Here is a 13458-nt window from a genome sequence, read left to right on the forward strand (position 1 = left end):
CGCCACTCCTTTTCACCACTATCAAATAGCTGATCCGTTTTGATACACTATAACACACTATATTCTACCATAGTTCCCGACTCAGTTACTTTTTAAGACTTGTCAGTACAACTATTTCTGTTTCATGGTATTGAAATTCCATTTATGACGCACCTTAACGTGCTCAGATACTGCTTTTGATGCGTCAAAAAAAGCTTAGACACTGCAACGCGCTAACCCCACCCGTTGATACCTAAGCTTCTTAAACTAACTATTAAATAATCACCAATCCGTCGGCAAAGAACCCTCGACAGCATTGGTCATTATTTCAAATACTTATCTTTTTTACCTTTACCCTTGAATATTCTCCCAAGGACTTGGAAAAATGTCAGTGATTTTACAATTCGATCAGGCTCAATATATTGCCGAACGGCTCGTAACACTTTCTTAGGGTCCTTAGCTGAGAAAGTAATCATACCGTTCCGTTTCGTTTGAAAAGAGAACCGCGGAATCCAACGGCCACCAAACATTACGGATACGACCACATATTTCACTTCAGTCCAAGGGATTTGAATAAAATTACGAACATTGCGATCATCATAAAATTCAAAGCCGTTATCACCGACCATAATTTTACCGTAATCGGTCAATCCCATATGTGAATTACCGTTCGTAACTAAATCAACCTTAGTATTGATTGATTGCACCATATTAATCCCTCCTCGTATCCATCCTCATACCGATTATACGGCGAGTTTGTCAGTTATGCAAAGTACGCTTGTAAATAAAAAGGATGAGCTCCCACGAGTCCATCCTTTAAATATGACATAAGCAAGTATTACATCCAACCAATAACGTGCATTAGAACCCCAAATACGAAGAGGCCAAGAATGATAATGATTGGTGAAACTTTCTTCTTTAATAACCACATGCAGAGGAAGGTTAACAGCAACGCCATCAAACCAGGAATCAATTGATTCAAGTTATCTTGTAAGGTGGTTACCTTGTATTTGTCAAGTGAACGGCCAGCAGCTTGTTGTGTTAAAGCTTCCTTAACACCAGAAGCACCCTTTGGCAGTTTATCCCAGTCAATGTACGAACCAGCTTGTTGCTTAATGGTCGAAACTTTAACTGGACTGAAGTCAACAACAACCCACCGTTCGATTAACGCCGCCAAGATAAACATCCCTAGCATGGAAGCACCACGGGTAATATCTTGTAAAATACCACCAGATAAGTCATCAGTAATCTTAGAACCGGCTTTGTAACCGAATTCTTGGGTATACCACATGAAGCCCATCCGAATTGCATTCCAAACAACGAAGTACAAGATTGGTCCAACAATGCTACCAGAAATAGCCAATGATGCAGCTAAGGCACCAACGATAGGCTTAACCGTGTACCAGAACACTGGGTCCCCAACACCGGCTAAAGGTCCCATCATACCAACTTTAACCCCTTGAATCGTAACGTCATCAATAGGTGCCCCATTGGCACGTTCTTCTTCAAGCGCTAAGGTAACACCAATAACTGGTGAAGCCACGTATGGATGGGTATTGAAGAATTCCATGTGACGCTTCAAAGCAGCAGCACGGTCTTCTTTAGTTGTATATAATTTCTTGATTGCTGGAATTAAAGAATAAGCCCAACCACCGTTTTGCATACGTTCGTAGTTCCATGAACCTTGGAGGAACGTTGAACGCCACCAAACATGCAGACGATCACTTTTACTTAATGTAACTTTTTTAGTAATATTTGTAGTTTCAGACATCTCAGTTTGCCTCCTTCTCTAATACTTGTCGATAATGTCGCCAACCGGATCACCCGTGTTGGAGCCACCACCATTGCCAGAGTTACCTTGCTTTGAAAGTGCCAAGTACATTAAGGCTAAGGAAATACCAATTGCACCTAAACCAATCAAAGTAATTTCACTGATCGCAGCTAAAACAAAACCTAAAGCGAAGAATGGCCAAACTTCACGAGAAGCCATCATGTTGATAACCATTGCATAACCAACGGCAACAACCATACCACCACCGATTGATAAACCATCAGTTAACCAGCTAGGCATAGCGTTTAACATTGCCTTCACTGGCGTAGCACCAACGGCCAAAATCAAAGCGGCTGGAATCGCAATACGAAGTCCTTGCATGCAGATCGCAACCCATTGCCAGAAGTCAATTTTACTAAAACTACCTTCTTCAGCGGCACGGTCCATGATGTGGACAATCCCAGTTGCTAACGTACGAGCGATGATCGTTAAGAGTAACCCAGCAACGGCTAAAGGAACGGCAATCGCAATAGCTGAAGTAACTCCGGCACGGCCTTGACCACCTAAAACTAAAATAATTGCAGATGCAATTGATGCTAACGCAGCATCAGGTGCAACGGCGGCACCAATGTTGGCCCAACCTAAGGCAATCATTTGTAAACTCCCACCTAAGATAATACATGGGACTAATTGTCCGGTTACTAATCCGATTAGGGTACATGCAACAACTGGTTGATGGAAGTGGAATTCATCCAAAATACCTTCCATACCAGCTAAAAATGATACAAGTACGACTAAAATCACTTGAATTACGTTCAAATTCATGATTTAATCCTCCATCTTTTCTGATATTCTTGGAACTACTTTTGTTCCTTCAACATATTTTCAGCTTTGTTCAAAATGTTATCCATATTTTCTTTACCATCACTTGGAACCTTCCGAACATCAAATTCGATGCCGTCTTTTTCAAGTTTACGGTAAGTGTCGATATCATCTTGATCAAATGCCAAAACCTTGTTTGGTTGAACTTTACCAGCCGAATGAGCCATCGAACCAATATTCAATGTCTTAATTGGCACACCACCCTCGATTGCACGTAATGCATCTTGTGGTGTTTCGAATAAGACCAACGCCTTTTGACCACCAAAGTGCTTGTCATCTTTAGCAATCTTAATCATTTGAGCAATTGGAATAACGTGCGCTTTGACACCAGATGGCGCTGCTTGCTTGATCATGTTAGTCCGCAGTTCGTCTTTAGCAACGTTATCAGACGCAACAATGATCCGAGTTGGGTTAACTGTCTTACTCCAAGCAGTAGCAACTTGTCCATGCAAGAGTCGCGAGTCAATCCGTGCTAACCCATATTCCAACTTCCCTGGCCGGCCAGCGTTATTGTTGGTCGTTGCAGCGGCAGCAGCCTTTTCTTCCTTAGGTGCTAATGCTTCAGGACGAACCTTTACGCCATCCTTAGCAGTTTCAATGATATGCGTGGCAATTTCGTGTGCCGAATCCATTGAAAGTCGTGAAGCATACGCTTCAATTAACATTGGCAAGTTCAAACCGGCAACGATTGCCCATTTGTCCTTGTGTGCTTCAAACAAGCCGTTAACTTGATTGAATGGTGTACCGCCCCAAAGGTCGACTAAGAATAAGACTTGCTCTTGATCGTCGAATGAAGCAATGGCTTTTTCCAACTTAGCCTTGATGTCGTCAGGGCCTTCGCTAGGCATCAACGTAACGGCTTGAACGTTTTCTTGTTCGCCGAAAATCATTGATCCAGATTGATAGATGCCTTTAGCGAATTCGCCGTGACTAGCAATGATAATGCTTACCATCTTTGTACCTCCTATTTTTTCGTTACAGTCATATAAAACGAATAAATAATATCTAAATTGCCTGTAACTATTTATGTTTTTGATACTGTAAGCGCAATCTTTTTCGCACTCACTTATATATATGCAAATTCCGTGCCAAAATACACTAAAGCTAAAAGCCCTTATTTCAGGCTAGAAGTTGATACACTAGTGTGATACAGTATTAAAAACGATTATTTTGTGTGTCAAATAGCGTATTTTTAATATAAAATTATGAAACAGTAACTAATGTTAACTATGGTATCAATTTCTTAATAGCTCAGTGCCCGACGACCATTTAATTGCCACATCGTCTCAAACGCTTGGTTATCCATCTGTCCGGATTGACCACGCCAAGGATCATTGTACCTAATAGTTGCCGTTGTATATCCAGTGAGCGTCACTGTATGACTCGCAAAACCATCGAGTCCCTGAACCCAAGCGACTACCGGATGACGTTCAGCGAGCTGCACTTTAAGTCGTTGCAGGCCCACCCCACTGAGATCTACAGCGGACGGCAGATAGTGGCGGATCGTTGGTAACAAGCCTTGGGGGTAGATGTAGAGACCAATACCATAGGCCGAAGCAGGATCGCCAACAAAGCCAGTGTTAGGATTCGAACTGCGCGGCACGTGGCTGGCAAACTGTTCCTTATTAATATTAACGCCGGCATACTGCAGCATCATGGTAGTCGCTGTCATCTCACACCCCGTTGGCAACTCCGGTAGCTGGTCAATCAGTGGTACCCGCAGTTGAACCGACGCCGTACTGGCGGGTTTTAGCTGATTAGCAGCTATCCAGCCGCTCTGCTGATGACCATTATGCACATAGTAGAAGCGTTGGTAATGCCCGTTGCGATAAATATCAGCTTGCTCAGTACGCGTCCACTGTGTATGCTGGTGATACTTTAAATGTAAATTAACACGCAATTGGGCACGCTGATGACGCACGACGGTTAAATGGTAACCGACACCGTTCTGACTATTCGTCTGATAGACCCGCGGCTGCACCACCTGAATCCCTGTAATCGGATAAGTCGTTACGGCCGCTTGTGCGGGGTAAACCACGCCACTAACCAGCAAGCCGCCCACCAAGATACGCCACCACCATCTACTCATTCTAATCAATGCCTGGTCCTCGCCTTCTCTTAATATCGTAATCAGTAGATTAACCGTTTTCATTATAATGCTGGTAATCATGAGATTAAACAATAAGGTACGGCAAATTTGGTGAACATAGTTGAAGTAGTTGGCAAAAAAGCAAGCCTGGAATAACGTGACCAGTCCAATTTACCGCAACAAAAAAAGAATCGATCCTTCAAGGCTTAACCTATCGAAATCGATTCTTATATTCGTTAGTGCGGCCAAGAAGATTCGAACTTCCACCGGGTTAACCCCGACAAGATCCTTAATCTTGCGCGTCTGCCAATTCCGCCATGGCCGCATCACAACTCACAAAAAATATCATAACAAAATTTTGCGAGTCTGACAAGCTTATTTTAAGATTTTTGTACTTTTACACCAGTTGCATCTATTGGCAATAGGAATAATTGGCCAGTGAGTGTTGTATCTTGGCTCAATTGTGCCTGCAACGTAGCGAGTTGACCGTAATCACCCAGAGTAATCACCGTCGGCCCAGCACCACTCAAATAAGTCCCCGTTAATCCCAGAGCGTGGGCATGGTCTCTAACCGTTTGTAGTGCCGGCACTAGCTTAGCCCGATACTGTTCATGGAACTGGTCCTGTTCTAGCAGCGGTAACGCCACGTCCCAATTTTGAGTTGCTAGAGCAGCCACTAACGTATTCGCCACACTACTACCAGTAACGGCTTGGTGGTACGCCAATTCAGTTGGCAAGGCTTGGCGACTGGCGGTCGTCAATAGCGGTTCGTTAGGCACGTAGACACTTGCAAAAAGCATCGGTAACGGTAACTTCACCGCACGGACGCGTTCATCAGTGTTCGTCGCCACAACCAAGCCTCCTAATAGGGCTGGTGCAACGTTATCTGGATGACCCTCCAGTTGAGTGGCAACTTCCAGTAGCTCAGCAGAAGAGCGCGTTGCGCCGGTCAATTCGTTTGCCAGCACTAAGCCGGCTACGATGGCCGTCGAGCTACTACCCAATCCGCGCGCTAACGGGATTTTTGAAGCCATCTGTAAATGCTGTGGTTGTAAATCTGGTACCAAATGCAACGCCGTTTTAATAATTAAGTTGCGTTCATCCGTCGGCACATCCGCCCCAAAGGGATGGTCAATCTGCCAATGGTCACTAGGTTGCAACACTTGTAGCGTTAATTGCATGTCTAGCGCCAGACCGATTGAATCAAAACCGGGACCAAGATTAGCGGAAGTCGCCGGAACCGAAATCGTTAACATGTCCTCACCTACGCATTCTTTAAAACTTTATAACTCGCTAATAGTTGCATATTCTCTTGTTCACCGATTTCACGAGTGATATCTGCTAACTGTTGATCATTCATGGCATGGGTAATGATCACAACACGAGCGTTGCCGTCACCTAATTGATTTTGAATGATTCGACTAAATGAAACTTCTGCGCGGGTCATAATCGCCGTCAATTTCATCATCATCCCCGGCACATCACGCATCTTCAAGGCAATAAAGTGAGGATACACAACATCTTCAGGCGTTGCTAAGACTGTCTCCTGGCGATAAGAGTTAAACGTGTTGCCAGTCGTATTCAACGCAATATTTTTCGCAACCGTTGTAATATCACTCAGCACACTGTTGGCGGTCGGGAGTTCTCCAGCGCCGGGACCGTAAAACATCGTGTTCCCCACAGCCGTTCCCGTTACCATTACAGCATTATTCTCATTTTGCACCGTGGCAAGTGGATGCTGATCAGAAACGAGCACAGGCCCGACTGAGACCGCAATGCGATCGTCAATTTCTTCCGCAATCCCGAGTAATTTAATTGTATACCCAAGCTGGTGAGCTTCCGCAATATCCTCTGGGCTGATTTTCGTAATTCCCTGAACTTGAACGTGGTCGAGGGAAAGACTCATCCCAAAGGCAAACTGCGTTAAAATAATCATCTTGAACGCCGCATCAAGGCCTTCGACATCATTAGTGGGATCACTTTCGGCAAACCCCAAGTCTTGTGCTGAGCTCAAGGCTTGATCATACGACCAATGCTTAGTCAGCATCTGCGTCATGATGTAATTAGTGGTCCCGTTGACGATTCCCATGACCCGTTGAATCCGGTCAGCGGCGAAACTATTATCAATCGTCCGTAAAATTGGAATCCCACCAGCAACACTAGCTTCATAGAACAGGTCACGATGATTTTCACGAGCAATCTGAACCAACTCCCGGCCATATTGCGCAATCAAGTCCTTATTGGCCGTCACCACGTGTTTGCCAGCTTGCAAGGCTTGCGTAATATATTCCTTCGCCGGATGAATTGAACCCATCACTTCAACCATAATTTGAATGGACGGATCATCAAGCAGGGTCGCGATTTGGTCGGTCATCTGAACGTCCCCCAAATCAACTTGTTCGTGCTTTTTCAAGTTGTGGACAACTACGCAGGCTAGTTCCAACTTACGACCGGTAATTTCTGAAATCTTTTCCTGATGCGCTTGAAGCATTTTTACAACGCCGGTCCCGACTGTGCCTAGTCCGACCACACCAATTTTAATCGTTTCCATCTTAATCCCTCCATATCAATAGTTAAGCTAATTCTATCGGAAGCGTACCACTTTAGCAAACCTTTTCAGACTAATTTAATTGGCCCCTGACAACGACCACACGTATAGCGGCGAGTGTCCATGCGGCGCTTGCGGTAATACCGCTGGCCACACCGTTGGCATTCATAAATATACCGATACGGCCGGGCCGTCGCCTGCTTCGGCGCTGGTGCATAGCGCGAGCCATCCACTTGCGCGAGTAATCGTTTAAAGTCTGCATCACGATGCCGATATCCCCGCTTAGTCAAATGTAAATGATAATGGCACAATTCATGCTTGATGACGCCAATCAAGGTGGCCTCATCAAAATCAGTCAGCATCTTCGGATTGATATCAATATCATGCGAGGCCAACTGATAACGACCACCCGTCGTTCGTAACCGAGCATTAAAATAAGCGCGGTGCTGGAACGGACGGTGAAAATCATGCATGGAAATGGTCGCAACGAGCTGCTGTAACTCTAAATCAGTCATTATGCTTCAGCCGGTGCAATCATCGTCAAAGCGATGCGCTGCCGCTGTTCATCAACTTCTTCGACCCACACCGTTACGATGTCGCCAACTGCCACCGCCTGACGCGGATCTTTCAAGAACTTATCCGTTAGTTTGGAGACATGTACGAGGCCATCTTGCTTGACACCAATATCCACAAACGCCCCAAAGTCGACCACGTTGCGTACGGTTCCTTGCAACTGCATCCCTGGTTTTAGATCACTCATCTTTAAAACGTCTTGCCGGAGTAACGGTGCGGGCATCGTATCACGAACATCACGCCCGGGCTTTTGCAAACTACTAATAATATCCTTTAAGGTCAGTTCACCGACACCGGTGCTGGTCGCAAGTTGCGCTAAATCTAATTGATTCAACTGTTGGGCTTTAGTCGTCCCAACGTCCGTCGTCTTCAATCCAGCCGCTGCCAATAACGCTTTGGCTGCGGGATAACTTTCTGGATGAATATCCGTGTTATCAAAAACATTCTTGCCGTCAATGATTCGCAGGAAGCCGACCGCTTGTTCATAAGCTTTCGGTCCCAACCGCGGCACTTTTTTCAATTGTGGTCGGCTCGTGAATTCGCCATTTTCATCCCGATAAGTAATCACATTTTGGGCAATCGTGCTGGATAGCCCCGAAATATGCGTCAATAGCTCCGAACTAGCGGTATTCAAATTGACCCCAACTTGGTTAACCGCGGTCTCAATCACCGTATCTAGCTGCGTTGTCAATTCCTTCTGGGGCACATCGTGTTGGTATTGCCCCACTCCCACTGACTTCGGATCGATTTTGATCAATTCTGCCAGTGGGTCTTGTAGTCGCCGGCCGATACTGATCGCACTACGTTGTTCAACGTGTAGCTCAGGAAATTCAGCACGCGCCTTAGCACTAGCAGAGTACACGGAAGCCCCGGCTTCGTTAACGATGACATAATAAACCGGTCGGGTCATAGTCTTCAATACCTGTGCCACAAACTCCTCGGATTCGCGGGAAGCCGTCCCGTTACCAATCGCAATCATTTCAACATGATACTTCTCTAAAAAGGCTTTAAACTCACCCGCAGCAGCTTCCCGTTTGGCAGTTGGGGCTGGTTTGTGTGGATAAATCACAAGCTTATCTAAGAACTTACCATTCGCATCCATCACGGCTAATTTACACCCCGTCCGGTAAGCGGGGTCGAACCCTAATACCACGCGACCTTTTAATGGTGCCTGCATTAATAAGTGGTACAAATTATCGCCAAAGACTTTGATGGCCTGTTCATTGGCAGCCGCACTCAATTCGTTGCGAAGTTCACGTTCGATGGCCGGGCCAATAAAGCGTTTGTAGGCATCCTGATAAGCAGCTTCTACTAGTTCAATCGCTGGGCCGTGGTGCTGACCAATAAAACGAAAATGACAATACCGGTCAATTCCAGCACGATCAACATCAATGCTGACTTTCAATACTTTTTCGGCTTCCCCACGGTTGATAGCCAGTACCCGGTACGGTACCATCTGCTTGATGGGACTATTAAAATCATAATACTGTTGGTAAACACCTTGTTCATCGGCTGCTTTACCCTTGGGTTTCACTTTTGCGACTAGTAAGCCCCGGTCACGCGTATAATTCCGGACCCAGTTTCGTAAACCGGCATTATCACCAAAGGCCTCAGCCAAGATTTCGTGAGCTCCAGCTAACGCGGTATTCGCGTCTGTGATGTCCTGCGCTTCGTTCACAAACTGCGCCGCGTGTTCCTGAATACCACTTGCCGGAAAACGTAATAACCAAGCTGCTAACGGCTCCAGTCCAGCATCTTTCGCAATCGTTGCCTTCGTACGTCGCTTCTGTTTGTACGGTAAGTACAAATCTTCGACATCTTGCAACTTGTCAGCTTTTTCAATGGCTTGCTTTAAAGCCGGCGTCAAGTGATCTTGTTCAGCGATCAACTTCATCACATCTGCCTTACGACTCTCTAGACTCGCAAGCCGATCATAGTTATCTTTAATTTCGCGAATTTCAACTTCATCTAAGTTACCGGTACGTTCCTTTCGATACCGTGCGATAAACGGAACGGTGTTGCCTTCGTCCATGAGTCCGAGAACCGCTTTGATCTGTTGCGGTTTAAACTTCGTCAGCGTTTGATTAACTAACGTTAAAATCTGATTATCCATTATTTCACCCAATCTTTTAATCTCATTACATTATATTATACGCGTTTTACCCAAGTTTCCGCGCCGAATGACCATCTGAAAATTGTCGTTGACTGTCACTACCAATCGAAGCCATTACCGATACTGTTCACACATTGGTTGTGAGCTGGAAAAAAACAGCCCATTAGGCTAAACGAGCACGGCGCGGCCGCACAGTTGGCTGCCCCGCAACCAACAATAAAACGCTCGGCAACGCATAAACGTTACCGAGCGTTTTATTAGTGTGCTAAATCCAATCACCCAGATTAGCGCTCCTACATGACTGTATTCATGATCCGTTGCACGTTATTTGAAACGCGGCCCATTTCAGTCTCTTGATCCGTTTCAGCCTGATTAAAAGCAGCCACATCAATCGTTTGATCGTCGATGTTCATGCTAGCCGTCATGGCCGCACACGCATTCGTGTAGGCTTCGTATGCTGCTAACAAATTACGGTGCCGCCCCATTAACCGTGCGGGTACCGCAACTTTTTTCAACTGTGCCAAATTTTGTTGATACTGTTCAGTACCATCGCTAAATTCCATCTGAATATCATTGAATTCAGCTGGAACCATTTTGGCAACTGCGTCATTATCAATGGCCTGACGTAGTTTTTCAAAAGATGGGTTTAATTCTTCCCCCATTTTTTCAGTACTTTCGATAACTTTAGACAGTACTGGCATATACGTTTGAATCGTTGCTTTTTTCATGTACAAACTCTTTTCTTTAAATTAGTTAGCCTTATTTTACCCCTAATGGATGGGTTATGCGCGCCGCATGTGTCGACGTTGGAAGAACTTAACAATTTCAACAATCACGACCATCGATAAGGAAGCTAAGGCCACGATTCCCCATTGGTAAGCATCCAAGTGACTCACGTGGAATAACCCATTCAGACCGGGAACGACGATTGTCATCGCCAGCATCACAAATGCAATTAGAATCGCCCAATTAAAGAACTTGTTTCGGAACAAGCCGACCGTAAACAACGATTCATGAATGGATTTAGAATTAAACGCGTGGAACAACTGAATCAAGCCAAGGGTCGCGAAAGCCATCGTTAACGCATCAGCATGAGCTAATGAGGCCGTTGCGTGAACCGGATACGTCAAAGCTAACCAGTACACGAGCAACGTAATGCCACCTTCCAGTAGCCCTTGATAAATAATACTGCTGAAGACCCCACCTGAGAAGAAATTAGAATTTCTCCCGCGCGGTTTATGCTGCATAATGTTCTTTTCAGTTGGTTCAACGCCTAAGGCAATTGCTGGCAAGGTATCGGTCACTAAATTAATCCATAAGATATGCACTGGTGCCAAGATTTGCCAGCCCAACATCGTCATCACGAACAAGGTTAAGACTTCCCCTAAGTTCGCTGACAAAAGGTACTGAATCGCCTTTTGAATATTGGCGAACACTTTTCGGCCTTCCTCGACAGCAACCACGATCGTGGCGAAGTTATCATCAGCCAAGACCATGTCACTAGCCCCCTTGGAAACTTCCGTCCCAGTGATTCCCATACCAATACCGATATCAGCAGCCTTCAAGGCGGGCGCATCGTTGACCCCATCACCAGTCATAGCAACAACTTTGCCTCGTTTTTGCCATGCGTTCACGATTCGAACTTTGTGTTCAGGCGCCACCCGGGCATACACCGAGTAATCGCCGACCTTTTTGCCGAATTCCGCATCACTCATTGCATCTAACTCGGCACCAGTAATCACAGCGTCATCTTCGCCAGCGTTAATGATACCAAGACGGACGGCAATTGCTTCGGCGGTATCACGGTGGTCACCCGTGATCATCAACGGCCGAATTCCAGCTGATTTAGCTTCTGCAACGGCTTGCTCAACTTCTGGCCGTTCCGGATCAATCATGCCGACCATCCCGGCAAAGACCAGGTCATTTTCTAACGTCTCCGTATTAACAGTCGTCGGAACCGTGGTGATCACTTTATAAGCAAATGCTAAGACCCGTAAGGCTTGCGTTGCCAATTCATGATTAACAGTTAGAATCTGGTCACGGCTTGTCTTGGTTAATGGCTGAACGTCACCGTTACTTTCAATCTGAGTGACCCGTTTGAGTAATTCATCAGGAGCCCCCTTGACGGCTACTAAGAAGCGACCATCTTCTAAGGGGTGCACCGTCGACATCAATTTACGTTCCGAATCAAAGGGGACTTCTGTTACTCGGGGGCGGTCCGTCAATAACTGATCGACTGGATAACCCTGATCCAAATTATATTGAATCAACGCTGTTTCCGTTGGGTCACCTGCTAACCCATCCGGCATGATCTTCGTATCATTACTTAAAATCATCACTTGCGCTAAATGGCTATCAAGCGGCAATTCAGTAGCGCGCGCGTCCACCAGTTCCTGGTTGACGACCAACTTTTCAACGGTCATTTTGTTTTGCGTCAACGTTCCGGTCTTATCAGAGGCAATAATATCGGTACTTCCCAACGTTTCAACTGCGGGTAATTTTCGTACTAACGCATGCCGTTTGGCCATCCGCTGGGTTCCTAACGCTAACGTGATCGTAACGATTGCCGGCAACCCTTCTGGAATTGCGGCTACGGCTAACGAAATCGCCGTCAATAACATGTTGATCAAACTCTCTTGACCGCGCAACATTCCGATACCAAATACCACTGCGGCAATAACTAAGATTAAAATCGTCAGCGACTTACCTAACTGTGTCAAGTTCGCCTGCAGTGGTGTGGTCGTCTCATCGGCCGCTTCAATCATGCCGGCAATTCGACCTACTTCAGTCTGCATCCCAGTCGCCACCACAATCCCAGTGGCCCGACCATACGTCACGTTACTATTCATGTACGCCATGTTTAACCGGTCCCCGATTGGTAATTCCCCATCGGCAATCATCTCCGCCTGCTTCTCAACTGGGACAGATTCACCCGTCAGCGCCGATTCTTCAACCTTCAATGACGCACTCTCAATTAATCGTAAATCCGCGGGAACGATATCCCCGGCTTCTAGCGACACAACATCCCCAGGAACCAACGCGTCACTCTTGACCGTTTGCAGCTGACCATCCCGTAAAACAGTCGCGTCCGGCGCTGACATTTCCTTCAACGCGTTGATGGCCTCTTCCGCTTTCGATTCCTGGAAGACACCGAAAATCGCATTTAATACCACCACCAATAAGATGATAACGGCATCGACGGCTTCCCCAGTAAAGGCGGCAATCAAGGCGGCCACTAACAGGACGATAATCATGAAATCCTTGAACTGCGCAATAAATTTTTGCAACAAGGAAGTCGCTTTTTGCTGATTCAACGCATTCGGCCCATATTGTTCTAACCGTTGCGTCGCAGCACTTTGCTGTAAGCCGTGTTCATCAGTGCCTAGTTCCTCATAAACGGCGGATAACGCTTGTTGATACTTTGGTTTTGTACTCATCGTAAGCTCCTTTTCTGGCATCCGAGCCCCACTCCCTAACTGATTTCCAGATAGAAAATGAGACTC

At 46.0% G+C, this 13458-nt stretch carries 11 protein-coding genes and 1 tRNA gene; all 12 read right to left on the reverse strand.

Translation table 11 applies throughout. The annotated features are described in order from the left end of the window. Nucleotides 1–302: 302 nt before the first annotated feature. The 12 genes from ACWQAU_RS07590 to ACWQAU_RS07645 all read right to left on the reverse strand — a co-directional run bounded on the left by ACWQAU_RS07590 (nucleotide 303) and on the right by ACWQAU_RS07645 (nucleotide 13392). On the reverse strand, nucleotides 303–689 hold the full coding sequence (locus ACWQAU_RS07590; protein WP_003640911.1) for a DUF956 family protein: 387 nt from the start codon (nucleotides 687–689) through the stop codon (nucleotides 303–305). A 128-nt stretch (nucleotides 690–817) separates the two neighbouring features. Beyond that, nucleotides 818–1750, reverse strand: coding sequence for a PTS system mannose/fructose/sorbose family transporter subunit IID (locus tag ACWQAU_RS07595; protein WP_003640910.1), 933 nt, complete (start codon nucleotides 1748–1750; stop codon nucleotides 818–820). Between the two features lie 18 nt (nucleotides 1751–1768). Further along, nucleotides 1769–2575 carry a PTS mannose/fructose/sorbose transporter subunit IIC gene (locus ACWQAU_RS07600; RefSeq protein ID WP_003640909.1) on the reverse strand — a complete coding sequence of 269 codons (807 nt, stop codon included), beginning with the start codon at nucleotides 2573–2575 and terminating at the stop codon, nucleotides 1769–1771. Between the two features lie 35 nt (nucleotides 2576–2610). Further along, nucleotides 2611–3585, reverse strand: a complete 975-nt coding sequence (locus ACWQAU_RS07605; protein WP_003640908.1) for a mannose/fructose/sorbose PTS transporter subunit IIA — start codon at nucleotides 3583–3585, stop codon at nucleotides 2611–2613. A 290-nt stretch (nucleotides 3586–3875) separates the two neighbouring features. Beyond that, nucleotides 3876–4730 (reverse strand): C39 family peptidase, encoded by an 855-nt coding sequence (locus ACWQAU_RS07610; protein WP_053338705.1) that lies wholly within the window; start codon nucleotides 4728–4730, stop codon nucleotides 3876–3878. A 231-nt stretch (nucleotides 4731–4961) separates the two neighbouring features. Next, a tRNA-Leu gene (locus ACWQAU_RS07615) sits at nucleotides 4962–5046 on the reverse strand. Nucleotides 5047–5101: 55 nt separating this feature from the next. Further along, nucleotides 5102–5977, reverse strand: coding sequence for a homoserine kinase (gene thrB, locus ACWQAU_RS07620; protein ID WP_003643869.1), 876 nt, complete (start codon nucleotides 5975–5977; stop codon nucleotides 5102–5104). An 8-nt stretch (nucleotides 5978–5985) separates the two neighbouring features. Continuing rightward, nucleotides 5986–7272 (reverse strand): homoserine dehydrogenase, encoded by a 1287-nt coding sequence (locus ACWQAU_RS07625; RefSeq protein ID WP_003640905.1) that lies wholly within the window; start codon nucleotides 7270–7272, stop codon nucleotides 5986–5988. Nucleotides 7273–7337: 65 nt separating this feature from the next. Continuing rightward, a complete protein-coding gene (locus tag ACWQAU_RS07630; RefSeq protein WP_027821472.1) occupies nucleotides 7338–7784 on the reverse strand; it encodes a SprT family protein in 447 nt (148 codons plus the stop codon). Continuing rightward, entirely contained in the window at nucleotides 7784–9955 is a 2172-nt protein-coding gene (locus ACWQAU_RS07635; RefSeq protein WP_003640903.1) for a Tex family protein, read from the reverse strand. The genes ACWQAU_RS07630 and ACWQAU_RS07635 overlap by 1 nt, the downstream gene beginning before the upstream one ends. A 293-nt stretch (nucleotides 9956–10248) precedes the next feature. Further along, on the reverse strand, nucleotides 10249–10683 hold the full coding sequence (locus tag ACWQAU_RS07640) for a hypothetical protein (protein ID WP_003640902.1): 435 nt from the start codon (nucleotides 10681–10683) through the stop codon (nucleotides 10249–10251). A 54-nt stretch (nucleotides 10684–10737) separates the two neighbouring features. Further along, nucleotides 10738–13392, reverse strand: coding sequence for a cation-translocating P-type ATPase (locus ACWQAU_RS07645; protein WP_003643866.1), 2655 nt, complete (start codon nucleotides 13390–13392; stop codon nucleotides 10738–10740). Nucleotides 13393–13458: the final 66 nt, after the last annotated feature.

Source organism: Lactiplantibacillus sp. 3062 (assembly GCF_055413545.1).

What these genes read in the sequence shown, in the direction of transcription:
- ACWQAU_RS07590 (WP_003640911.1), bottom strand. Translation starts at nt 689, where the DNA reads ATGGTGCAATCAATCAATACTAAGGTTGATTTAGTTACGAACGGTAAT.
- ACWQAU_RS07595 (WP_003640910.1), bottom strand. Translation starts at nt 1,750, where the DNA reads ATGTCTGAAACTACAAATATTACTAAAAAAGTTACATTAAGTAAAAGT.
- ACWQAU_RS07600 (WP_003640909.1), bottom strand. Translation starts at nt 2,575, where the DNA reads ATGAATTTGAACGTAATTCAAGTGATTTTAGTCGTACTTGTATCATTT.
- ACWQAU_RS07605 (WP_003640908.1), bottom strand. Translation starts at nt 3,585, where the DNA reads ATGGTAAGCATTATCATTGCTAGTCACGGCGAATTCGCTAAAGGCATC.
- thrB (WP_003643869.1), bottom strand. Translation starts at nt 5,977, where the DNA reads ATGTTAACGATTTCGGTTCCGGCGACTTCCGCTAATCTTGGTCCCGGT.
- ACWQAU_RS07625 (WP_003640905.1), bottom strand. Translation starts at nt 7,272, where the DNA reads ATGGAAACGATTAAAATTGGTGTGGTCGGACTAGGCACAGTCGGGACC.
- ACWQAU_RS07630 (WP_027821472.1), bottom strand. Translation starts at nt 7,784, where the DNA reads ATGACTGATTTAGAGTTACAGCAGCTCGTTGCGACCATTTCCATGCAT.
- ACWQAU_RS07635 (WP_003640903.1), bottom strand. Translation starts at nt 9,955, where the DNA reads ATGGATAATCAGATTTTAACGTTAGTTAATCAAACGCTGACGAAGTTT.
- ACWQAU_RS07640 (WP_003640902.1), bottom strand. Translation starts at nt 10,683, where the DNA reads ATGAAAAAAGCAACGATTCAAACGTATATGCCAGTACTGTCTAAAGTT.
- ACWQAU_RS07645 (WP_003643866.1), bottom strand. Translation starts at nt 13,392, where the DNA reads ATGAGTACAAAACCAAAGTATCAACAAGCGTTATCCGCCGTTTATGAG.